Origin of the sequence: Brevirhabdus pacifica (assembly GCF_002797755.1) — a bacterium.
Taxonomy (GTDB): domain Bacteria; phylum Pseudomonadota; class Alphaproteobacteria; order Rhodobacterales; family Rhodobacteraceae; genus Brevirhabdus; species Brevirhabdus pacifica.
In genome coordinates this window covers 194,677-216,604 of sequence record NZ_PGFI01000012.1, presented here as the reverse complement: position 1 = coordinate 216,604, position 21,928 = coordinate 194,677, and the positions used below count along the sequence as shown (strand labels likewise).

17 protein-coding genes are annotated in these 21,928 nt (G+C 67.4%); 10 read left to right on the top strand and 7 right to left on the bottom strand.

The annotated features are described in order from the left end of the window. Window positions 1–177: 177 nt before the first annotated feature. Window positions 178–1,689, bottom strand: coding sequence for an Asp-tRNA(Asn)/Glu-tRNA(Gln) amidotransferase subunit GatB (gene gatB / locus CLV77_RS10525; RefSeq protein WP_076981188.1), 1,512 nt, complete (start codon window positions 1,687–1,689; stop codon window positions 178–180). Window positions 1,690–1,846: 157 nt separating this feature from the next. Between gatB and CLV77_RS10520 the strand changes: the two genes are divergently transcribed. Then, window positions 1,847–2,488, top strand: a complete 642-nt coding sequence (locus CLV77_RS10520) for a lytic transglycosylase domain-containing protein (RefSeq protein ID WP_261340776.1) — start codon at window positions 1,847–1,849, stop codon at window positions 2,486–2,488. Between the two features lie 105 nt (window positions 2,489–2,593). Here the strand turns inward: CLV77_RS10520 and CLV77_RS10515 are convergent, their stop codons facing one another. Then, entirely contained in the window at window positions 2,594–3,154 is a 561-nt protein-coding gene (locus CLV77_RS10515; RefSeq protein ID WP_076980596.1) for a type 1 glutamine amidotransferase domain-containing protein, read from the bottom strand. A 181-nt stretch (window positions 3,155–3,335) separates the two neighbouring features. Further along, the gene (gene pepN, locus CLV77_RS10510; protein ID WP_076980597.1) at window positions 3,336–5,903 is read right to left on the bottom strand and encodes an aminopeptidase N; all 2,568 of its coding nucleotides are present in this window, start codon (window positions 5,901–5,903) and stop codon (window positions 3,336–3,338) included. 116 nt (window positions 5,904–6,019) lie between these two features. On the opposite strand from pepN, the gene CLV77_RS10505 reads away from it, so the two are divergent. The 4 genes from CLV77_RS10505 to CLV77_RS10490 all read left to right on the top strand — a co-directional run bounded on the left by CLV77_RS10505 (window position 6,020) and on the right by CLV77_RS10490 (window position 10,318). Continuing rightward, on the top strand, window positions 6,020–6,322 hold the full coding sequence (locus CLV77_RS10505; RefSeq protein ID WP_076980598.1) for a hypothetical protein: 303 nt from the start codon (window positions 6,020–6,022) through the stop codon (window positions 6,320–6,322). Between the two features lie 374 nt (window positions 6,323–6,696). Continuing rightward, on the top strand, window positions 6,697–8,871 hold the full coding sequence (locus CLV77_RS10500; RefSeq protein ID WP_076980599.1) for a malate synthase G: 2,175 nt from the start codon (window positions 6,697–6,699) through the stop codon (window positions 8,869–8,871). Between the two features lie 88 nt (window positions 8,872–8,959). After that, complete coding sequence (locus tag CLV77_RS10495) at window positions 8,960–9,388, top strand: GlcG/HbpS family heme-binding protein (RefSeq protein ID WP_076980600.1); 429 nt, start codon at window positions 8,960–8,962, stop codon at window positions 9,386–9,388. A 150-nt stretch (window positions 9,389–9,538) separates the two neighbouring features. Then, on the top strand, window positions 9,539–10,318 hold the full coding sequence (locus tag CLV77_RS10490) for a gamma-glutamyl-gamma-aminobutyrate hydrolase family protein (RefSeq protein WP_076980601.1): 780 nt from the start codon (window positions 9,539–9,541) through the stop codon (window positions 10,316–10,318). Window positions 10,319–10,350: 32 nt separating this feature from the next. On the opposite strand, the gene CLV77_RS10485 is transcribed toward CLV77_RS10490, so the two are convergent. Next, on the bottom strand, window positions 10,351–10,998 hold the full coding sequence (locus tag CLV77_RS10485; protein WP_083707840.1) for a GNAT family N-acetyltransferase: 648 nt from the start codon (window positions 10,996–10,998) through the stop codon (window positions 10,351–10,353). A gap of 5 nt (window positions 10,999–11,003) precedes the next feature. Continuing rightward, complete coding sequence (locus CLV77_RS10480; protein ID WP_076980602.1) at window positions 11,004–11,768, bottom strand: SDR family NAD(P)-dependent oxidoreductase; 765 nt, start codon at window positions 11,766–11,768, stop codon at window positions 11,004–11,006. 340 nt (window positions 11,769–12,108) lie between these two features. Between CLV77_RS10480 and CLV77_RS10475 the strand changes: the two genes are divergently transcribed. The 4 genes from CLV77_RS10475 to CLV77_RS10460 all read left to right on the top strand — a co-directional run bounded on the left by CLV77_RS10475 (window position 12,109) and on the right by CLV77_RS10460 (window position 17,907). Continuing rightward, window positions 12,109–13,035 carry an MBL fold metallo-hydrolase gene (locus CLV77_RS10475; RefSeq protein ID WP_100053092.1) on the top strand — a complete coding sequence of 309 codons (927 nt, stop codon included), beginning with the start codon at window positions 12,109–12,111 and terminating at the stop codon, window positions 13,033–13,035. Window positions 13,036–13,343: 308 nt separating this feature from the next. Next, entirely contained in the window at window positions 13,344–14,921 is a 1,578-nt protein-coding gene (locus CLV77_RS10470; RefSeq protein ID WP_076980603.1) for a Re/Si-specific NAD(P)(+) transhydrogenase subunit alpha, read from the top strand. A 13-nt stretch (window positions 14,922–14,934) separates the two neighbouring features. Continuing rightward, the gene (locus tag CLV77_RS10465) at window positions 14,935–16,368 is read left to right on the top strand and encodes an NAD(P)(+) transhydrogenase (Re/Si-specific) subunit beta (protein ID WP_076980604.1); all 1,434 of its coding nucleotides are present in this window, start codon (window positions 14,935–14,937) and stop codon (window positions 16,366–16,368) included. Window positions 16,369–16,626: 258 nt separating this feature from the next. Next, window positions 16,627–17,907 (top strand): DUF3422 family protein, encoded by a 1,281-nt coding sequence (locus tag CLV77_RS10460; protein WP_076980605.1) that lies wholly within the window; start codon window positions 16,627–16,629, stop codon window positions 17,905–17,907. A gap of 164 nt (window positions 17,908–18,071) precedes the next feature. Here CLV77_RS10460 and CLV77_RS10455 read toward each other — a convergent pair whose 3' ends face one another. Continuing rightward, on the bottom strand, window positions 18,072–19,136 hold the full coding sequence (locus tag CLV77_RS10455) for a YeeE/YedE family protein (protein WP_076980606.1): 1,065 nt from the start codon (window positions 19,134–19,136) through the stop codon (window positions 18,072–18,074). Between the two features lie 494 nt (window positions 19,137–19,630). On the opposite strand from CLV77_RS10455, the gene argE reads away from it, so the two are divergent. Then, on the top strand, window positions 19,631–20,794 hold the full coding sequence (gene argE, locus CLV77_RS10450) for an acetylornithine deacetylase (protein WP_076980607.1): 1,164 nt from the start codon (window positions 19,631–19,633) through the stop codon (window positions 20,792–20,794). An 84-nt stretch (window positions 20,795–20,878) separates the two neighbouring features. Here argE and moaA read toward each other — a convergent pair whose 3' ends face one another. Then, complete coding sequence (moaA, locus tag CLV77_RS10445) at window positions 20,879–21,883, bottom strand: GTP 3',8-cyclase MoaA (RefSeq protein WP_076980608.1); 1,005 nt, start codon at window positions 21,881–21,883, stop codon at window positions 20,879–20,881. Window positions 21,884–21,928 lie beyond the last annotated feature (45 nt).

The following is a 21,928-nucleotide window of genomic DNA, read 5'->3' as shown; positions in this document are numbered from 1 at the left end:
TCTCCGTTCTTCTCACCTGAGGGTTCTAACTGGGAGGATTCGGGAAGGAGTCAACACGCACACGTGAAAATTCGCGAACCAGCCTCTGGGGGCGGCGCGGTATCGGTCGTGCAACCGGAAGGGATAGCTCAGGCGGGGCGGGCGCGACAACGCCTGCACTCGCCTGTCCGTTGAGGATCAGCCCGCCAGCTTGGCGGCCACAATCTCGTTGACGGCCTTGGGGTTGGCCTTGCCACCCGTGGCTTTCATCACCTGACCCACAAACCAGCCCGCCAGCTTGGGGTTCTGCTTGGCCTTTTCGACCTGGGCGGGGTTCTCGGCGATAATCTTGTCGACAGCCGCTTCGATGGCGCCGGTGTCGGTGACCTGACGCATGCCGCGATCCTCGACGATCTGCGCCGGATCGCCGCCCTCGGTGTAGACGATCTCGAACAGGTCCTTGGCGATCTTGCCCGAGATGTCGCCCTTGGCGATCAGGTCCAGAATGCCACCCAGCTGTGCCGCCGAAACGGGGCTGTCGGCGATGCCGTGGTCTTCCTTCTTCAGCCGGCCGAAAAGCTCGTTGATGACCCAGTTGGCGGCCAGCTTGCCGTCGCGGCCCTTGGCGACCTCGTCGAAATAATGCCCGCTTTCCACGTCGGCGGTCAGCACGTCGGCGTCATATTCGGTGACGCCGTATTCGGTGACGAAACGCGCGCGCTTTTCATCCGGCAGCTCAGGCAAGTTGGCCTGAATGTCGTCGACCCAACCCTGTTCGATCTCCAGCGGCAGAAGGTCGGGGCAGGGGAAGTAGCGGTAATCATGCGCCTCTTCCTTGGAACGCATCGACCGCGTCTCGCCCTTGTCGGGATCGTAAAGGCGGGTTTCCTGCACCACGCTGCCGCCATCCTCCAGAATGGCGATCTGGCGCCGGGCCTCATAGTCGATGGCCTGCTGGATGAACCGCATGGAGTTCATGTTCTTGATCTCGCAGCGGGTGCCCAGATGGCTGAAATCCTGGGTTTCCTGGTATTTCTCGTAATCACCGGGGCGGCAGACGCTGACGTTGACGTCGGCGCGCAGGTTGCCGTTCTGCATGTTGCCGTCGCAGGTGCCCAGATAGCGCAGGATCTGGCGCAGCTTGACGACATAAGCGGCGGCCTCTTCGGGGCCGCGGATGTCGGGGCGGCTGACGATCTCCATCAGGGCGACGCCGGTGCGGTTGAGGTCGACAAAGGACATGGTGGGATCCATGTCGTGGATCGACTTGCCGGCGTCCTGCTCCATGTGGATCCGCTCGATCCGGACCCGGCGGGCGATGCCGGGGGCCATGTTCACCAGCACCTCGCCCTCGCCGACGATGGGGTGGTAAAGCTGGCTGATCTGGTAGCCCTGCGGCAGGTCGGGGTAAAAGTAGTTCTTGCGGTCGAAGGCCGAGCGCAGGTTGATCTGGGCCTTCAGGCCCAGCCCGGTGCGCACCGCCTGCTCGACGCAGAATTCGTTGATGACGGGCAGCATGCCGGGCATGGCCGCGTCGACGAAGGCCACGTTCGAATTCGGCTCGGCGCCGAATTGGGTCGAGGCGCCGGAAAACAGCTTGGCCTTCGAGGCGATCTGCGCGTGCACCTCAAGCCCGATCACCAGTTCCCAGTCGTGCTTGGCCCCGGCGATTACCTTCGGGGCGGGCGATTCATAGGAAAGATCCAGCATCTTCGTCTCCAACTGCCATCCGGCCTGCCTTCTAGGCCAGGGGGCGGGACGGGGCAAGAGGTGACGGATTCCCGCCGATGCCGATGGCCCCGTGTTGCCAGCCCGCATGATCGAGGCGCAAGATGCGCCGCAAATTCACAACCAGCGGGTACGACCCATGAAGATCGCTGCCAGAACCACCGCCTTCGCCATGCTTGCCGCCGCCACGTTGCTGGGCGCCTGTGCCCAGACGGGCGTCACGCTGGGGGCCCGGGGGGATGCCTCCATCACGTCCGAGCGCCCCGCCGCCCGGCCCGCCCCCGAGGCGGTGATGCGCTGGGACTTCCGCCCCGAAGGTCCGGTCTGGACCCGCACCGCCATCAATTCGCTGCGCGCCCACGGCCAGCCGCTTGTCAGCTCGGCCCCCCGCGACGTGGCGCAATACTGCCCCAACTACCACAACGCCAGCGAGCAGGAGCGCGAGCTTTTCTGGGCCGGGCTGCTGTCGGCGCTGGCCAAGCACGAAAGCACCTGGCGCCCCGAGGCCGTGGGCGGGGGCAACAAGTGGTTCGGGCTTTTGCAGATCTCGCCGGCGACGGCGCGTGGCTATGGCTGCCGGGCAAAATCGGGCAGCGCCTTGCTTGATGGCGCGGCCAACCTCAGCTGCGGCGTGCGGATCATGGCGCGCACGGTCCTGCGCGACAACGCGATCGCGGCCAACAACCGTGGCATCGCCGCCGACTGGACACCATTCCGCAAGGCACGCATGCGCGCAGAGATGGCCGCCTGGACGCGCCAGCAGCCTTATTGTCAGGGATGATCTGAGGAAACTGTCCTGGCCCCCGGCGTGGGCCCCCCTCCGTATGGCAGCATCGGGGGGCTTGGGGTTTTGGGTCCGATCCCGAGCAGCCGGGCCGGCAGATGGTCAGGCCGCGTCGCGGTGGTGGGGGCCTGTTTCGATCTCTTCGATGATCTTGGCGACGAAGGCATCTATGTCTTCGGGCTTGCGGCTGGTGACGATACCGTTGTCGGTGGCGACCTGTGCCTCGACCACCTTGGCGCCCGCGTTCTCCAGATCCCGGCGCAGGGACGGCCAGGAGGTGATGGTGCGCCCCTCGACCGCAGCAGCGTCGATCAGCAGCCAGGGCGCGTGGCAGATCGCGGCCACCGTCCGGCCCATCGAGACGAAGTCGCGGATCAGGGCGATGGCCTCATCGTCCAGCCGCAGGCTGTCGGAATTCAACTGCCCGCCGGGCAGCACGAGGGCGTCGAAACGCGCGGCCTGCGCGTCCGAGATCCTGAGGTCGGCAGAAACATCCTCCCCCCAGTTTCCGTTGTGCCAGCCACGTATTGGCTGCCCGTCGGGCGAGGCGACGTAAACGGAGGCGCCGGCCCGGAGCAACTGATCGCGCGCGCTTTCCAGTTCGGATTGCTCGAAACCATGGGTCGCCATGACGAGGATCGTGGATTTGGCTATGTCTGTCATCACACACTCCTTTCTTTTTCAGACAGAAAGGAAACCGGTGGGCAGGCAACACCGTTCCCTCCGATTGATCCGCGGGTTCATCAAGGCGTAAACACGCCGGTCACGTTCAACCGAAAGGCGTCTTTTGGCCGAGAGCCCCCGGAAAGGGGCCTCCGGCCGGCTGGTGCGAGGCCGGACCGGCTCAGGGCAGCAGGCGCGCCGTCATCTCGGTGGTGTCGGGGCTGAGGCCGGGCTGGGCGTTGATGCGGCGCAGGGCGTCGGTCATCATCTGCTGGCGGTCGGCGTCGTAGCGGCGCCACGTCTCGAAGGCCGAGCACATGCGCGCCGTCGTCTGCGGGTTCAGCTTGTCCAGCCGGATCAGCCAATCGGCCATCAGCCCATAGCCCTTGCCCGACGGGTGGTGGAACCCTGCGGCGTTCCCCGCCAGCGCCCCGAAGACGGAACGGAAGCGGTTGGGGTTGCGCAGATCGAAGAGCGGGTGCGCGGTCAGGGCCTCTGCCACCTCGGCCGCCTTTTCGGGGCGCGCCTGCATGACCTGGAGGCCGAACCACTTGTCCATGACCAGGCGGTCGTGCTTCCACTGTTCGAAGAAGGCGTCGACCTCACCCTTGGCCGTCTGGGTTGCCAGCAGCGACGACAGGGCGCCCAGTTGTTCGGTCATGTTGCCGGCAGCGGCGAACTGGGCCCGCGCGGCCGCCCCGCCGTCGCACCGGCTTAGCGCCATCAGCGCGGTGTTGCGCAGCGCGCGGCGGCCCGCCCCCTCGGCGTCGGGCACGTAGGGGCCGGTCACCTCCATTTCGGTGTGCAGGCGTTCCCACAGGGGGCGCATGCGCTGGGCGATGGTGTCCGAAAGCTGCTCGGTCGCCTCCCAGATGCGGGTGGGGTCGGGGGTGACGCCGGCGTCCGAAAGGGCCTGTGCCATCTCGTCCTGGCCGGGCAGGCGCAGGGCCAGCGCCCGGAAGGCCGGGTCCAGCCCGTCATCGCCCGCGACCCGCGCCAGCGCGTCAATGAAGTCGCCCGACGGCGCCTCGTCGCGCAGCACGAGGCCCAGCAACACGTCGCGGGCCAGGGTGCGCCCGGCCTCCCAACGGTTGAACGGGTCGGTGTCATGGGCCAGCAGGAAGGCGCGTTCGGCGCTGTCGCTCTGTCGTTCCAGGATCACGGGCGCCGAAAAGTCGCGCAGCACCGAGGCGACCGGCCGGCTGGCCAGCCCGTCGAAGCTGAAACTTTGCCGCGCCTCCGTCATCTCAAGCGTGGTGGTCGGCACCACCTCGTCGCCGTTGGGGTTCAGCAGGCCCACATCGACCGGGATGACGCGGGGCGGCTTCTGGTCCTGGCCCGGCGTGGGCGGGGTGGTCTGTTCGAGATGCAGGGTCAGCCGGCCCGCGTCGCCATCCCACTCCTCTGTGACCTTCAGGCGCGGGGTGCCGGCGTCGGTGTACCAACGCTTGAACTGCGCCAGTTCCCGCCCGGTCGCATCCTCGAACACCTTCAGCCAATCCTCGATCGTGGCCGCGTCGCCGTCGTGGCGCGCGAAGTAGAGGTCGAGCGCCTTGCGGTAACCATTCTCGCCCACCAGCCGGCGCAGCATGCCGATGATCTCGGCGCCCTTTTCATAGACGGTGGCGGTGTAGAAATTGTTGATCTCGACAAAGCTCTCGGGGCGGGGCGGGTGGGCGAGGGGGCCGTTGTCCTCGCGGAACTGCCGGCCGCGCAGGGCGATCACGTTCTCGATCCGGGCAACCGGGGCCGAGCGCATGTCGCCGGTGAACTGCTGGTCGCGGAAAACGGTCAGACCCTCTTTCAGGCACAGCTGGAACCAGTCGCGGCAGGTGATGCGGTTGCCGGTCCAGTTGTGGAAATACTCGTGGGCGATGATCGCCTCGATCCGTTCGTAATTGGCGTCGGTGCTGGTTTCGGGGCTGGCCAGGACCGCTGAGGCGTTGAAGATGTTCAGCCCCTTGTTTTCCATCGCGCCCATGTTGAAATCATCGACCGCAACGATGTTGAAGACTTCGAGGTCGTATTCCCGGCCATAGACCTCCTCGTCCCATTTCATCGAGGCTTGCAGCGCTTCGAGGGCAAAGTCGCACTTTCCCTCGTCGCCCGGGCGGACCCAGACGTTCAGCGCGACGTGGCGCCCCGACATGGTGGTGAAGCTGGCCGAGCGCGCGACCAGATCCCCCGCCACCAGCGCGAAAAGGTAGGAAGGCTTGGGCCACGGGTCGTGCCAGGTGGCGTGGCCCTCGGCGCTGTCCACCGGGTTGCCGTTCGACAGCAGCACGGGGTAGGGCCCCTCGACGTGGACGGTGAAGACCGACATCACGTCGGGCCGGTCGGGATAGTAGGTGATCTTGCGAAAGCCCTCGGCCTCGCACTGGGTGCAATACATGCCGTTGGACATGTAAAGACCCTCGAGCGCGGTGTTGGCGGCGGGGTCGATCTCGACCTCGGCGGCCCAGACGAAGGGACCTTCGGGCACCTCGCAGCATAGGCCGTGATCGGTCAGCTCGGGCGTTACCGGCGCGCCGTCGATGCTGGCCGCGATCAGCTTCAGCCCCTCGCCATGCAGAAAGAAGCGCCGGTCGCTTGCCTGGGGGTTGGGACGAAACTCGATCCGCGACAGCACCCGTGTCGCGTGGGGATCCAGGATGAACCGAAGCTCGACCTTCTCGGGGATGAAGCCGAAGGGCGTGTAATCCGCCAGGTACACGGTCTGGGGGGCGGTGTCGGTGGTCTCGGCGGTCATCTGCGGCTCTCCTGTCCGGGGGGAACATTCGTGGTTGGGCGGACGTTATGAGGCTGAGCACGCCGGTGCAACAGCGGCCCGGCGCCCCCAGCGATCACCATGTAACGAGGTCCATCATGTCTGCCCCCGATACCAACATCAAACGCCAGGAAAAGGAACATCGCGGCCCGCTTTTCGGCATGGGTTTCGCCCTGCTGTGGAGCACGGTGCTGCTGATCGGCCTGGTGGTCTGGGTCGTCTATGCCGGCAACGAGCCCGGTGACGGCGTCGCCGTCGATGGCAGCCCGGCCCCGACCGAGCAATCGGTCCCCTCGGACACCGACCCCGCGATGAACAAGCGCGCGGCCCCCGCCACGACCGACGAGGCCCCCGCCGCCGGCACCCCGGCGACCCAGCCGCCCGCCACCACCACCGAGTAATCGGCCGGCCCGCCATGGGGCCACGACCGAATCCCGCCCCGTCGCGAATCTTTCGCGGCGGGGCTTTTGCGTCTGCGGCATCGTTTCCGCACGTGCGGCGCCGCAGTGCCGCATCCGCGCCGATTTTCGCCTGGCATACAGCGGCGGCCCGTTGGGTGGCGGGCGGGGGAGACCGAGAGGTCCCTGATTTTATTGAGATCGGGCGCGGGGTTGCCGAAACGAAATGTCGGATGCGGTCAAAAAGTTTGACCAAAGCGATTGATCATCCGGGATTCATTTTATAATGGCGTATGCGACCGCATGCTGGACGAGCCGGCAACAATGATGCTAACGCCGGCTTAGTTCGGTAATAATGATACTCTTGGAGGAATGCCATGCCCGATCGTGTTGAGCGCGCCGGATTGCAAGTGAACTCGGAACTCGCCGGGTTGATCGAGGATCGGGCCCTGCCCGGAACAGGGGTGGATTCCGATGCGTTCTGGGCGGCGCTCGCCGGCATGGTGGCAGACCTCGGCCCGCGGAACCGCGCTCTGCTGGAGACCCGCGAGGAGTTGCAGCGCCGGATCGACGCCTGGCACCTGGAGCGCCAGGGCCAGCCTCACGACGCCGAGGCCTACCGCGCGTTCCTGACCGAGATCGGATACCTCGTGCCCGAGCCTGCCGATTGCACCATCACCACCGAGGGCACCGATCCCGAGATTGCCACCATCCCCGGCCCGCAGCTTGTGGTGCCGATCACCAATGCCCGCTACGCGCTGAATGCCGCCAACGCGCGCTTCGGCTCGCTTTATGACGCGCTTTACGGCACCGACGCGCTGGGCGAGGCGCCTTCGGCGCCCGGCTATGACCGGGCCCGCGGTGCCAAGGTCATCGAATGGGCCAAGGCCTTCCTTGACGATGTGCTGCCGCTCGAGGCCGGCAGCCACGCCGATGCCAGCGCCTACACGATCACCGACGCAGGCCTGCAGGCGACGCTGGACGGGCGCGCGGTGCCGCTGGCCGTGCCCTCGGCCTTCGTCGGCTACAAGGGCGGGCGCGACAACCCCACCTCGATCGTGCTGCGCAACAACCACCTGCACGTGATCCTGGACATCAACCCCGACAATCCCGTGGGCCAGGACGATCCGGCCGGTGTCTGCGACATGCGCCTGGAATCGGCAATCACCACGATCATGGATTGCGAGGATTCGGTCGCCGCTGTCGATGGTGCCGACAAGGCGCAGGCTTATGGCAATTGGCTGGGCCTGATGCAGGGCGACCTGTCCGAGACGGTCGAGAAGAACGGCAAGAAATTCGAGCGTGTTCTGGCCAAGGACCTGGAGTTCACCGCCCCCGACGGCGGCACCCTGACCCTCAAGGGGCGTTCGCTGATGCTGATCCGCAACGTGGGGCACCTGATGACCACCCCCGCCGTGCTGGACGCCCAGGGCAACGAGATCTTCGAGGGGCTGCTGGACGCGCTGTGCACCACGCTGATCGCGATGCACGATCTGAAATCCTCGGGCGGCAATTCGACCGAAGGCTCGGTCTATGTGGTCAAGCCCAAGCTGCACGGCCCCGAGGAAACCGCCTTTACCGACGAGATCTTCACCCGGGTCGAAGAGGCGCTGGGCTTGCCCCGCAACACCGTCAAGCTGGGCATCATGGATGAGGAGCGGCGCACATCCGCCACGCTGAAATCCTGCATCGCCGCCGCCCGCGCGCGGGTCGCCTTCATCAACACCGGCTTTCTGGACCGCACCGGCGACGAGATCCACACCTCGATGGAAGCGGGCCCGATGATCCGCAAGGGCGAGATGAAGGCGACCGACTGGATCGCCTCGTACGAAGACCGCAACGTCGACATCGGGCTTGAGTGCGGCCTTCAGGGCAAGGCGCAGATCGGCAAGGGCATGTGGGCCATGCCCGACCGCATGGCCGAGATGCTGGAAGCCAAGATCGGCCACCCGCAGGCCGGCGCCAACACCGCATGGGTGCCGTCGCCCACCGCCGCCATCCTGCACGCGACCCATTACCACCGGGTCGATGTTTTCGCCCGCCAGGACGAGATCGCGGCCGAGGGCCGGCGCGGCACGCTCGAGGACCTGCTGGAAATCCCGCTGGCCGAGAGCCGCGACTGGAGCGACGAGGAGATCACCGCCGAGATCGAGAACAACGCCCAGGGCATCCTTGGCTATGTGGTGCGCTGGATCGATCAGGGCGTCGGATGCTCCAAGGTGCCGGACATCAGCGATGTCGGCCTGATGGAAGACCGCGCCACCTGCCGCATCTCCAGCCAGGCGCTGGCCAACTGGCTGCACCACGGCGTCGTCAGCGAGGCCCAAGTGATGGAAGCCATGAAGAAGATGGCGGCCGTGGTGGATCGTCAGAACGCCGATGATCCCTACTACCGGCCCATGGCGCCCGGCTTCGACGGCATCGCCTTCCAGGCCGCCTGTGATCTGGTTTTCCGTGGCCGCGAGCAACCCTCGGGTTATACCGAGCCGGTGCTGCATGCGCGCCGCCTGCAGCTCAAGGCACAGCTGACCCCGCAGTCCAGCGCCGCCTGACCTTAATCGCGTGCCGGCCCCGACCGTCGGCACGCGCCCCCATTCCGCAGCCCCCCCGGGTTGCACCCCAAAAGGACACGAGTTTTCCATGACCGAGATCACCCTGCGCAAGGCGCGCACCATCATCCGCAAGGCGCTTGAGGCCGGCCGCGCCGACGAGCTGAAGCCGCTGTCCATCGTGGTGCTGGATTCCGGCGGCCACGTGAAGGCGTTCGAACGCGAGGACGGTGCCGCACCCGGCCGCTTTGCCATCGCCCACGGCAAGGCCCATGGCGCGATCATGCTGGGCATGGCCGGCACCGCCCAGATGAAGCGGGCCGAGGAGCAGGGCTATTTCATGAACGCCATGAACGGACTTTACGGCGGCCAGTTGGTGCCGGTGCCCGGCGGCGTGCTGGTGCGCGACCGCAAGGGGGCCATCGTCGGCGCCGTGGGCGTCACCGGCGACACCTCGGGCAACGATGCCAAGGCCGCGACCGCCGGCATCGAGGCGGCGGGCCTGACGGCCGAGATCTGATCCGCGAAAGGGGGGCGCGCCCGGCCAACGGGGGCGCCCCCCATCGCATGGGCGGGGCGGCACCTGCCGGCCTCCTCTCGGCCCGCCCCCCTCTCGACCCGCCCCGCCAAACCCGGTATCTTCGCCGCATCACAGCGAGGAAATGTCCCCATGCGCAGGCCCGTCGTCGGCATCATCGGAAATACCTACATGATCGCGGATACCTATCCCGGTCACGGCACCAGCACGATGAACTCGGAAGCGATCGCGCGGGTGGCCGAATGCATGCCGCTGATCATTCCCGCCGACCCGCTTTACATGACCGTGGACGAGCTCATGGAGGCCTGCGACGGCTTTCTCTTCACCGGCGGGCGGCCCAATGTGCATCCCGAGGAATACGGCGAGGAGGCGACCGAGGCCCATGGCACGTTCGACCGGGCCCGCGATGGCATCACCTTGCCCCTGATCCGCGCCTGCGTCGAGCGGGGGCAGCCCTTTCTCGGCATCTGCCGCGGGTTCCAGGAGGTGAACGTGGCGATGGGCGGCTCTCTCCACCCCGAGATCCGCGAGCTTCCGGGACGCAAGAACCACCGGATGCCGACCGAGGGGTCGCTGGACGAACGGTTCAGCCGGCGCCACCCGGTCACATTCACCGCCGGCGGTCCCTTCGCCCGCCTAATGTGCGCCGAGGAGGTCCAGACCAACACGCTGCACGGGCAGGGCATTCAGACGGCCGGGCCGCGCATCGTCATCGACGGCACCGCCGACGACGGCACGCCCGAAGCACTGTATGTCCGCGACGCCCCCGGCTTCACCCTGTCGGTCCAGTGGCACCCCGAGCATAACGCCGCCGCCGATCCGGTGTCGCGGCCGCTTTTCACCGCCTTTGGCGCCGCCGCCCGCGACTGGGCCGGGGCGCGCCGTCCGCATCCTGTCCTGAAAAGCGCCTGAGTCCGGGCCGCCCCCGTCAGGGGCGGGGCCGCTCAGACCTCGCGCGACATCCGCATGGCCGACAAGGTCTCGTCGCCGAAGCGGTGGACGATCCGCGCCCCCTCGCTCCAGCCATGCTTGAGAAAGAAGCGCCGGCCGATCAGGCTGGCCTCTGTCTCCAGCCGGCGCAGGCCAAGGCGGCGGGCGCGGCGCAGGATCTCGTCATGCAAGCGGGCGGCGATGCCGGTGCCATGAAAGGCCGGCAGCACATAGGCAAAGTCCAGATGCCCGTCGCGACCAAGGGTCATGAACCCGCAAGGCGCGCCGTCGTGAAGGGCGACGACGGTGATCTGTCCGCGAAACCGCCCGGCCCACCAGGGGGGCGGCGCGGGCGCGGGCGACCAGGCCCGGCGCTCGGCCGGGGAATAGAGGCTGCGGGTGCCGTCGCGCACGGCGCGGTGAAAGATGGCATGCAGGGCAGGGGCGTCGCCCGCGCGAAAGCCGCGCAATCGGACGGCGCGGGGAGCGCGCGTCATCGCATCTTCGCCAGACAGGGAAGGCCCCGCCGGCGGTCGCACCCCCAGGAACGTCCGGATCGCCAGCGCCGGCCCCTTGGTAAGGGCGCGCCGGTGCCCGCGTGCCGTGTGCTCTGCCGGGCCGTCCATGATGTCGACCCCGTCGTCGGTTTCCTGCACCCGCATGCCGATCAGACCTGGCCGCCCGCGATCTCGATCGTCTGCCCGTTGACGGATTGCGAACCGGGCAGGCACAGCCACAGGGCGGCGGCGGCGACCTCCTCGGGCTCCAGCAGTCGGCCGTGGCGGTTGGCGTCGGTCATCACCTTCAAAGCGGCTTCCTGCGAGATGCCGGCGCGCTCGGCGATGGAGCTGGTGTTGCGGGTGACGATGGGCGTGTCCACATAGCCGGGGCAGAGGGCGTTGAAGGTGATCGGGCCGCCCATCCGCTCTTCGCTGAGCGCGCGGATCATGCCGATGACCGCGTGTTTCGAAGCCGTGTAGGCCGAGCCGCCCTTCAGCCCGCGCAGGCCCGCGATGGACGACACCGCGATGACCCGGCCCCAGTCCGTCCCGTCCATCGAGCGCAGGCATTCGCGCACCGTCAGGAAGGCGCCGGTCACATTGGTCTCCATGATCCGGTTCCAGAACTCCAGGTCATTTCGGGTAAAGCTGCGGCCCTCGGCGATGCCGGCGTTGGCGACGCAGACCTGCACCGGGCCACGCGCCTCGACCGCGGCCTCGATCCCCGCGCGCAGGCCGTCCTCGTCGGTGACGTCCATCGCTGCCGGGTGCAGGCCCGGGTGCTGGGCGGCGGCCTGTTCCAGCGGCTCGGCCCGGCGGCCGGTGATCGTGACCTGCGCGCCGTGATCGGCCAGCGCCCGCGCGATGGCCAACCCGATCCCCGTGCCGCCCCCGGTCACCAGCGCGTGGCGCCCCTGCAATGCGTCAGCCATGTTCCTGCCCCCATCGGATTGTGGCCGCGCCCCCCGCGGTCGCGCGCCGTATGCCGCGCCAGACTGGCCCGGGCAGGGCGCGGGCGCAACCGGGTTGCGCGTTCTTCCGCCCCCTCGCGGGCGGCTTTGGGCGCTCCTCCGCGCGGCGCGGCGGAGAGGTGCCCGCCCCAAGCCAGATTGGGGCGCGGGGGGCGCAGGGGCGGGGACCGGTGCCGCGACTTTCCTGTGGGGAAACCCAGCTGCTGGACAAAACATTCAAACATGCGAATATTGCCACGTTCAGGAGGAGGACAGCATGAATTTCCGCAATTTGAAGGCCGCAGTATTCAGCGGCACACTGATGCTTGGCGGCGCCGCGACCGGCGTCATGGCCAACCAGTCGATCCCGGACCAGTATCCCGACAGCCTGCTTTATTCCGCCCCGGTCGAGGTCATCCCCAATGTCTGGACCTCCATCGGCCAGACCGCGCCGGGCAACTACGAGAACGCCGGGCACAACAACAACCTCAGTTTCATCGTGACCGGCGACGGCGTGGTGGTCGTCAACGGCGGCGCCTCGTGGAAGCTGGCCGAGGCGCTGCACGACGAGATCGTCAAGATCACCGACCAGCCAGTCAAGCTGGTGATCGACGAGAACGGCCAGGGCCACGCCTTCCTGGGCAACAGCTACTGGGCCGATCAGGGCGTGCCGATCCTGGCCCATGTCGATACCGCCCACGAGATCGAGGAGCGCGGCGACTTCTCCCTCCAGGCGCTTCAGCGCTATGCCAAGGAGCGGGCCGAGAACACCCGGGTCGTCGGCCCCGACGAGACCTTCGAGGACAAGAAGGTCATCGAGATGGGCGACATGACCATCGAGGTGCTCTACCTCGGCCACGCCCACAGCCCCGGTGACACCCAGGTCTGGCTGCCCGAGCAGAAGCTGGTCATCGCAGGCGACATGGCCTTCCACGAGCGCATGCTGCCGATCTTTCCCGATACGATCGTGAAGGACTGGATCGAGACCTGGGAGACCGAGTTCGAGGAGCTGGGCGCGCTTTACGTCATTCCCGGCCACGGTCATCCGACCAACATGGACCAGGTGCGCCGCTACACCCGCGACTATCTTGTTTACCTGCGCGAGAAGGTGGGCGAGCACATCGACAACGGCGGCGATCTGTCGGGCGCCTATTACATCGACCAGGAAGCCTACAAGAGCCTCGATACCTTCGAGGAGCTGGCAACCAAGAACGCCGGCCGCGTCTTCGAACAGATGGAGTGGGAGTGATCCATCCACCCGCGCCGCCCCCTGGGGCCTGGGCGAGGGGACATTCCCGGCACCTGTCGGGGATAAGGGCAGGGGCCGTCGCGGTGGACGCGGCGGCCCCTTTTCATGGCCGATTGCTCGGCCGGGATGATGCCCACGATAAGCGGCGATGATCGGGCCATTCGCAAACGCCCGCGACAGAATATGTCGCGAAACTGCGGGGTGCGGCAATCTCCCCGCATTGCACGATCCAATTGGCCGGTGATATGACACTCCGAGCCTGAATCACACGGATTTGAGGCGATCGGTCGGAAACGGGGAGGCACAGCGTGAAAATCGGTGCACCAAAAGAAGTTACGGAGGGGGAAGCGCGGGTTGCGATGACTCCCGACAGCGCAAGGCAGCTTCAGAAGCTGGGCTATGACTGCGCGGTCGAAAGCGGAGCGGGCGAGAAGGCCGGCTTTACGGATGCGGCCTACGAGGCCGCCGGGGTAGAGGTTATCAAGACCGCCGCGGCGCTCTGGAAGGCTGCGGACATCATCGTCAAGGTGCGCCCGCCCAACGATACGGAAGCCAAGCGCCTGACCGACGGTCAGACCCTCATCAGCTTCTTCTGGCCCGGCCAGAACGAGGAACTGCTCGAGCTGGTGCGCTCGAAAAACGCCAACGCGATCGCCATGGACATGGTCCCGCGCATCAGCCGCGCCCAGAAGATGGACGCGCTGAGCTCGATGGCCAACATCGCCGGCTACCGCGCCGTGATCGAGGCCGGCAACAACTTCGGCCGTTTCTTCACCGGTCAGGTGACCGCCGCGGGCAAGGTGCCCCCGGCCAAGGTGCTGATCATCGGCGCCGGCGTCGCCGGCCTTGCCGCCATCGGCACCGCCACCTCGCTGGGTGCCATCACCTATGCATTCGACGTGCGCCCCGAGGTTGCCGAACAGATCGAGTCGATGGGCGCCGAGTTCGTCTATCTGGACTTCGAGGACAGCAACGCCCAGGACGGCGCCGCGACCGGCGGCTATGCCGCCCCGTCCAGCCCCGAGTTCCGCGAAAAGCAGCTTGAGAAGTTCCGCGAGCTTGCGCCCGACGTGGACATCGTCATCTCCACCGCCTTGATCCCGGGCCGGCCCGCGCCGGTGCTGTGGACCAAGGACATGGTCGAGATGATGAAGCCCGGCTCGGTCATCGTGGACCTTGCCGCCGAGCGTGGCGGCAACTGCGAGCTGACCGTCCCCGACGAGAAGATCGTCACCGACAACGGCGTCACCATCGTCGGCTACACCGACTTCCCCAGCCGCATGGCCGCCCAGTCCTCGACGCTTTATTCGACCAACATCCGGCACATGCTGTCCGACCTGACGCCCGACAAGGACGGCAAGGTCAACCACAACATGGAAGACGACGTCATCCGTGGCGCCACCGTCACCCATGCCGGAGAGATCACGTTCCCGCCGCCGCCCCCGAAGGTCAAAGCCATTGCCGCCGCTCCCCGCAAGGAGCAGCCCAAAGAGCTTACCCCCGAGGAGAAGCGCGCCAAGGAGACCGCCGAGTTCAAGGCGCAGACCAAGCAGCAGGTCACCCTGCTGGTGGTCGGCGCGGCGCTGCTGCTGGGCGTGGGCCTCGTTGCCCCGGCCAGCTTCATGCAGCATTTCGTCGTCTTCGTCCTTGCGGTGTTTGTCGGCTTCCAGGTCATCTGGAACGTCAGCCATTCGCTGCACACTCCGCTGATGGCTGTCACCAACGCCATTTCGTCGATCATCATCCTTGGCGCTCTGATGCAGATCGGATCCGGCTCGTTCCTGGTGATCGTGCTGGCCGCCCTGTCGGTCTTCATGGCCGGGATCAACATCTTCGGCGGCTTCCTCGTGACACGGCGCATGCTCGCCATGTTCCAGAAATCGTAAGGAGACGGGACACATGGAATTCGGATTTACGACGGCGGCCTATGTGGTCGCGGCGGTTCTCTTCATCCTTTCGCTGGGCGGCCTGTCCGGGCAGGAAAGCGCGAAGCGGGCCGTGTGGTACGGCATCGCCGGCATGGCGCTGGCGGTCTTCGCCACGCTGATCGGACCGGGCCAGGGCCTTTGGGTGCTGTCCGTGCTGCTGATCATTGCGGGCGGGGCCATCGGCTTTGTCGTCGCCAAGCGGGTGCAGATGACGGAAATGCCCCAGCTGGTCGCGGCGATGCACTCGCTGGTCGGTCTGGCGGCGGTCTTCGTCGGCTACATCGCCCATATCGAACTGGCCCGCGTTCTGGGCATGGACCCCGGTGCGCGCGCCGAGCTTGAAGGGTTTGCCGGGCTGCTGGCCCATAAGGACGGGATCGAGATCTCGATCCTGCGGGTCGAGCTGTTCCTTGGCATCTTCATCGGCGCTGTGACCTTCACCGGCTCGGTCATTGCCTATGGCAAGCTGGCGGGCAAGGTCGGCTCGGCCGCGACCAAGCTGCCTGGGGGGCACCTCCTGAACGCCACCGCGGCGCTGATCTCGCTGCTCTGCCTGGTCTGGTACTTCAACACCGGCGGTCTGCTGCCGCTGGCGCTGATGACCCTGGCCGCGCTCTTCATCGGCTACCACCTGATCATGGGCATCGGCGGCGCCGACATGCCCGTCGTGGTCTCGATGCTGAACAGCTACTCGGGCTGGGCCGCGGCTGCCATCGGCTTCAGCCTTGGCAACGACCTGCTGATCGTGGTCGGCGCTCTGGTCGGCTCGTCGGGTGCCATCCTGTCCTACATCATGTGCAAGGCGATGAACCGTTCGTTCATCAGCGTGATCCTGGGCGGCTTCGGCGGCACCTCGGGCCCCGCGATGGAGGTCGAGGGCGAGCAGGTCGCGATCGACGCCGACGGCGTCGCCACGGCCCTGAACGATGCCGACAGCGTCGTCATCATCCCCGGCTACGGCATGGCGGTGGCACAGGCACAGCAGGCGGTCAGTGAACTGACCCGCAAGCTGCGCGCAGCCGGCAAGACCGTGCGCTTCGCGATCCACCCGGTCGCGGGTCGTCTGCCGGGCCACATGAACGTGCTGCTGGCCGAAGCCAAGGTTCCCTACGACATCGTGCTGGAGATGGACGAGATCAACGACGACTTCCCCGATACGGACGTCGCCATCGTCATCGGCTCGAACGACATCGTGAACCCCGCCGCGCAAGAGGATCCCAATTCGCCGATCGCCGGCATGCCGGTTCTCGAAGTGTGGAAGGCCAAGCAGGTCTTCGTTTCCAAGCGCGGGCAGGGCACCGGCTATTCGGGCATCGAGAACCCGCTGTTCTACAAAGAGAACACGCGCATGTTCTACGGCGATGCCAAGGCCAGCGTCGACAGCCTGCTGAGCAAGATCGACTGATCTTCCGATCCGACCGACTTCTGCAACGCCCCGCCCAACCGGCGGGGCGTTCGCGTTTCGGGGCGGCGGGGTGCCGGCCAAGTCTGCGCCCTGCCGCCCGCCCACCCGGACTGCCCCTTAACCTGCCGCGATACGCCGGGCGCCGGTCTTGTGGCCAGGGCGCCGCTTTCCTGGGCAGGCGGGCTGCGGCATTCCGTCTGTGCCCTTCACGGCCCTTTTCCCATGGACAGGCCCGAACGGCCCGCTAAGCATTGGGGCATGAGCGAATTTCAGGATCATCCAAGGCGTTACGCCCTTGCGAACGAACTTCACGCCCGGCCTTTCCCGGCGTTGGAAGCCCCGTGTCATGCCGTCGTGCTTGCCATCAAGCGCCCCGAGGAGGCCGCCCGCCGCGACCGCGACGCCGACCGGGCGCATCTGCTGGCGCTGCTGGACCGCTATGGCGCCTCGCACCCGCAGCCGGGTGCCACCCATTACTTCGGCGAGTTGGGGCGCCACCGGCTGAAATGGGAAAGCCACACGGAATTCGTGACCTACACGGTCTTCACCGACGGCATCTGGGATCGGCCGTTCGATCCGGCCAGCTTCGAGGTCTTCCCCGACGACTGGCTGGCCGAGGCGCCGGGCGCGCGCATTACCTCCGCCATGATCCGGGTGGAGGAGCTGCGCGATGCCGACGAGATCGGCAATGACGTCGCCGCGTGGTTCGTGCCCGAGAGCCTGGCAATTTCATCGGTGGTCGACAACACCGCCATCATCGCGGCGGACTTCCGCATCGATGCCGCCGGGCACATGCGCTTTGCCGTCTTCGTGCGGCCGGGCACAGGCTCGCGCCGGATCGGCCGCATCGTCCAGCGCCTGTCCGAAATCGAGACCTACAAGACCATGTCGATGCTGGGCTTCGCCCGCGCGCAGGAGCTTTCGCCCGTGCTGGGAGAGCTGGACAGCCGGCTCACCGCGCTGATGGGGGCCATGAGCGCCGATGAAGATCCGGCCGAGGCGATCCTGCGTCAGCTTCTCGACATCTCGGCCGAGCTTGAGAACCTGACCGCCCGCAGCTCCTTCCGTTTCGGGGCGACGGGGGCCTACCAGGCGCTGGTGCATCAGCGGATCGAGGTCATGCGCGAAGAGCGGTACAAGGGCCGCCAGACCTTCCGCGAGTTCATGACCCGCCGGTTCGAGCCGGCCATGCGCACCGTCTCCTCGACCGAGCGGCGGCTTCAGGCCATGGCCGACAGGGCGATGCGCGCGGGCGAGCTTCTGCGGACGCGGGTCGATGTCGCCCGCTCGGCCCAGAACCAGGAATTGATGAAAAGCATGGATCAGCGCGCGGCGCTGCAACTGCGCCTGCAGAAGACGGTCGAAGGTCTGTCGGTGGTGGCCATCAGCTACTACGCGGTCAGCCTGGCTTCCTATATGCTGGCGCCGTTGGCCAAGGGCGTGGGGCTGGACAAGCTGACGCTGACTGCTCTGATCACGCCCCTGATCATCCTGGCGGTCTGGGCCATGGTCCACCGGATCCGCAAGCATATGGAATAGGCACGGCCCGGGCTGCTGTCCCGATCCTCAGTCCTCGGCCCTCGGCCCTCGGTCCGAAACGCAACGCCCCGCCGGTCATCCGGCGGGGCGTTGGCGTCACATGGACAGGCGGCCGCGCTTGGGGGCGAGCCCTTGCATGGGGAACTTGCCGCCTGTCCTCATCCTCACTCGGCGGGGACGCCGTGCGGAATGATCCCGGTTGCGCCCGTGGCCAGCAGCCGGCGGGTCACCACGGCGCCGATGGCGATGGTGCCCAGGGCCAGGATCGCGGCCAGCGACAGGGTGGGGACCCCGGAAAGACCCGCACCGACTGTGCAGCCCCCGGCCAGCACCCCGCCCACGCCCATCAGCGCGGCACCGGCGGCGTAGCGGCCGGTCTGGCGCGGGCTTTCGAAGGACGCCCAGGCGAATTCGCGGCTGACCAGCGCCGCCCCCAACGAGCCCAGGAGAACCCCGGCAAATAGGCCCGCGCCAAAGCCCGCCGGAATCGCGGTCGAGGCGAGCAGGAAGAAGATCGTGTCGGCGGCGGGCGCGGTGAAGCTGAGGCTTTCCAGCGCGACCGGGTCGAAATCATCCAGCAGGACAAAGCCCGTGCCGACCCAGCCTGCGGGCACCAGCAGACCGATCAGCGCCGCCAGAGCCAGCGTGCCCGGGCGGTTGCCCGAGAAAAGGCCAAAGCCGATCAGACCGGCGGCCAGCAGCACGGCCCAGACCATCGCGCCACCCGGCAGGGCGGCCAGCGAGACCGCGTCGCCCAGGTCGACCGTCTGGGCGCCCAGGGTGGTGCGCAGGGGCGTCAGCACGCCCTTGATGGTGGCGTGGGCCACGACGGCAAAGATCAGCAGCACCGTCAGCGCCCGCAGGTTGCCCGAGCCGCCAAGCACCGTCAGCCGGCTGACGCAGCCCCGGGTCAGCACCATGCCCGCCCCGAAAAGAAGCCCGCCGATGGCGATGGCCAGAACAGGCACGTCGGTCGCGAGGAACCGGTGCTCGTCAAAGCTGAGGATCCCGGCGGCGACGGCGGCCTGCGTGCCCAGGATCGCCACCCCGAGCGCGGTCAGCCAGACGCCGAGCGCGGGGCGCCGTTCGCCCGGATCGCCGGCGACGCCGCGCCGGAAGCAGAAGCATGTCCGCTGGGCCGCGACCCCGAAGACGAGGCCAAGCAGAAGGCCCAGCCAGACGGTTGCCTGCTGGGGGGTGAGGGTCTCGAATCCGAGCTGTTCGAACATGGCATGTCCTTTCCTGTGCCGCCCGGGTCCGGGGCCTGCGGCGGCGCCCTTCGGGTCAAGGGGCCGGGCGCGGCTGGGCAGGGGGGCTGGGCTGGGGTGGCGAAGCGGGTGGTTGATGCGGATCTAGGGGCGCGGGGGGCGGGGCGGCAAGCCTCGGCCCCGATCGGGGCCGGGTGGGGCGCGGAACATCGGTCCGCCTGCTCGCGCGCGCCAAAAGCACGGCCCACGGGCGGGGTCCGGGCGAAAGGATCGTTTCGCCCCGCGGGCCTTCGGCGGAACGGGCATTCTTTTTCGCCCGCTGCCCGACTTTTGGCCGGATGCGGGCCCTGGGCCCCCGCAGACAGGCGCCCGAACGGGGGAATCACCCGGCGCCGGCGCGCCTTGCGGGCGCGCCCCGCCTATCGGCTTGACGCTGGCCGCGCATCCGCCCACGATCTGCGCGAAGGCCTCCCGGCCCCTGCCGGGCCGCGCCCCCATTCCGACAACGGGTTCCCATGTCCCAGCCACTCAGCGCACGCCGGATCCTGGACCGGCTTGTCTCCTTTCCGACCGTCAGCCGCGACAGCAACCTCGAGCTGATCGCCTGGGTGGAGGAATATCTGGCCGGCTTCGGCGTCGCCTCTACCCGCGTGATGAACGAGGACGGCACCAAGGCCAGCCTTTTTGCCCAGGTCGGCCCGGACGTGGCGGGCGGGGTCATCCTGTCGGGGCACACGGACGTGGTCCCGGTCGAGGGCCAGGCCTGGGACAGCGATCCCTTCGTGGTGACCGAGCGGGACGGGCGGCTTTACGGGCGGGGCACCTGCGACATGAAGGGGTTCGACGCGCTGGCGCTGGCCGCCGTGCCCAAGGCGCTGGCCGCAGGGCTGAAGCGGCCGCTGCAGATCGCGCTGAGCCATGACGAGGAGGTGGGCTGTGTCGGGGCGCCTGCCATGATCGACCGGATGCGCGCCGAGCTGCCGCCCGCCGCCGCCTCCATCATCGGCGAGCCGTCGATGATGAAGGTGGTGACCGGTCACAAGGGATCCTGCGGCTTTCGCACCCACCTGCGCGGCTTCGAAGTCCACAGCTCGATCCTGGACCAGGGCGTCAACGCCATCATGGAGGGCGCCCGGCTGATCGAGTGGTGCAACGGGGTGAACGCCGCCAACAGGGCCGCGACGCCCGGCCCCCTGGCCGCGATTTTCGAACCGCCCTACACCACCGTGCACGTGGGCACGATCAGCGGCGGCACCGCCCATAACATCACCGCCAAGGATTGCGTCTTCCCGGTGGATTTCCGCTGTGTTCCGGGCGAGAGCCCCGACAGCTGGGAGGCGCGGTTCCGCGCCGAGGTCGCGCGGCTGGAGCAGCAGATGCGCGCCCGCCGTCCGGAGGCGGGGATCGATGTGACGCCCAGCTTCTCCATCCCGCCCCTTCGCCCGGAGGAAGGTGGGGCCGCCGAGACCCTGGCCCGGCGCCTGTCGGGCGACAACGCGACCCATGTGGTCAGCTATGGTACGGAGGCCGGCCAGTTCCAGGAGCGCGGCTATTCGGCGGTGGTCTGCGGGCCGGGCGACATCGCCCAGGCGCATCAGCCCAACGAATATCTGAGCGTGGAGCAGTTCGAGGCCGGCGAGCGGTTCATCGACAGGCTGATCGGGGCGCTGGCGGAATAGGCGGGGCAGCCTCCGGCGGGGATATTTTCACGACAATGATGGAAGGCGCGCGCCGGGACCCGGGAGGGGCGGCGTGGAGCCGGGTCAGCCGCCGGTGTGGCTCATGTGGCGGGACATCTTTCCGCCTTCCTGCTGGCGCGAATAGTCGAAATCGTGGCCCTTGGGCTTGCCGGCGATGGCGCGGCGAATGGCCTCTTCGAGGGGCTGGTCGCTTTCGCTCATGCGCAGGGGCGAGCGCAGGTCGCGCATGTCTTCCTGGCCGAGGCACATGTAAAGCTCGCCGGTGCAGGTCAGGCGCACGCGGTTGCAGCTTTCGCAGAAATTGTGGGTCAGCGGCGTGATGAAACCCAGCTTCTGGCCGCTTTCCTCGAGCCGGACGTAGCGGGCGGGGCCGCCGCTGCGCTCGGGCAGGTCGGTGAGGGTGTAGCGCTGCCGCAGCTGGTCGCGCAGGTCCTGGAGCGACCAGTACTGGCCGATGCGGCTTTCGTTGCCGATGTCGCCCATGGGCATGACCTCGATGAAGGTCAGGTCCATGTCGCGGCTGGCGCACCATTCGGTGAGGGTGAAGAGCTCATCCTCGTTGAAGCCCTTGAGGGCGACGGTGTTGATTTTCACTCGAAGGCCGGCGGCCTGCGCCGCGTCGATGCCGCGCAGCACCTGGGGCAGGCGGCCCCAGCGCGTGACCTCGGCGAAGCGGGCCTCGTCGAGCGTGTCGAGCGAGATGTTCACCCGGCGCACGCCGGCCGCGTAGAGGTCGGTTGCATATTTCTCGAGCTGGGAGCCGTTGGTGGTCAGCGTCAGCTCGTCCAGCGCGCCCGAGTCGAGATGCCGGGTCATCGACTGGAAAAAGGTCATGATGCCCTTGCGGACAAGCGGCTCCCCGCCGGTGATCCGCAGCTTGCGCACGCCCATCCGCACGAAGGTCGAACACATGCGATCCAGCTCTTCGAGGGTCAGAAGCTCTTTCTTGGGCAGAAAGGTCATGTTCTCGGACATGCAGTAGACACAGCGGAAATCGCATCGGTCGGTGACCGAGACGCGCAGGTAGGTGATGGCCCGCTGGAAGGGATCGATGAGAGGTGCTGACATGCGCTCAACCTAAGGTCGGCGGGGTTTGTCTGCAAGCTGCATTCT

What these genes read in the sequence shown, in the direction of transcription:
- gatB (WP_076981188.1), bottom strand. Translation starts at nt 1,689, where the DNA reads ATGCTGGATCTTTCCTATGAATCGCCCGCCCCGAAGGTAATCGCCGGG.
- CLV77_RS10520 (WP_261340776.1), top strand. Translation starts at nt 1,847, where the DNA reads ATGAAGATCGCTGCCAGAACCACCGCCTTCGCCATGCTTGCCGCCGCC.
- CLV77_RS10515 (WP_076980596.1), bottom strand. Translation starts at nt 3,154, where the DNA reads ATGACAGACATAGCCAAATCCACGATCCTCGTCATGGCGACCCATGGT.
- pepN (WP_076980597.1), bottom strand. Translation starts at nt 5,903, where the DNA reads ATGACCGCCGAGACCACCGACACCGCCCCCCAGACCGTGTACCTGGCG.
- CLV77_RS10505 (WP_076980598.1), top strand. Translation starts at nt 6,020, where the DNA reads ATGTCTGCCCCCGATACCAACATCAAACGCCAGGAAAAGGAACATCGC.
- CLV77_RS10500 (WP_076980599.1), top strand. Translation starts at nt 6,697, where the DNA reads ATGCCCGATCGTGTTGAGCGCGCCGGATTGCAAGTGAACTCGGAACTC.
- CLV77_RS10495 (WP_076980600.1), top strand. Translation starts at nt 8,960, where the DNA reads ATGACCGAGATCACCCTGCGCAAGGCGCGCACCATCATCCGCAAGGCG.
- CLV77_RS10490 (WP_076980601.1), top strand. Translation starts at nt 9,539, where the DNA reads ATGCGCAGGCCCGTCGTCGGCATCATCGGAAATACCTACATGATCGCG.
- CLV77_RS10485 (WP_083707840.1), bottom strand. Translation starts at nt 10,998, where the DNA reads ATGCGGGTGCAGGAAACCGACGACGGGGTCGACATCATGGACGGCCCG.
- CLV77_RS10480 (WP_076980602.1), bottom strand. Translation starts at nt 11,768, where the DNA reads ATGGCTGACGCATTGCAGGGGCGCCACGCGCTGGTGACCGGGGGCGGC.
- CLV77_RS10475 (WP_100053092.1), top strand. Translation starts at nt 12,109, where the DNA reads ATGCTTGGCGGCGCCGCGACCGGCGTCATGGCCAACCAGTCGATCCCG.
- CLV77_RS10465 (WP_076980604.1), top strand. Translation starts at nt 14,935, where the DNA reads ATGGAATTCGGATTTACGACGGCGGCCTATGTGGTCGCGGCGGTTCTC.
- CLV77_RS10460 (WP_076980605.1), top strand. Translation starts at nt 16,627, where the DNA reads ATGAGCGAATTTCAGGATCATCCAAGGCGTTACGCCCTTGCGAACGAA.
- CLV77_RS10455 (WP_076980606.1), bottom strand. Translation starts at nt 19,136, where the DNA reads ATGTTCGAACAGCTCGGATTCGAGACCCTCACCCCCCAGCAGGCAACC.
- argE (WP_076980607.1), top strand. Translation starts at nt 19,631, where the DNA reads ATGTCCCAGCCACTCAGCGCACGCCGGATCCTGGACCGGCTTGTCTCC.
- moaA (WP_076980608.1), bottom strand. Translation starts at nt 21,883, where the DNA reads ATGTCAGCACCTCTCATCGATCCCTTCCAGCGGGCCATCACCTACCTG.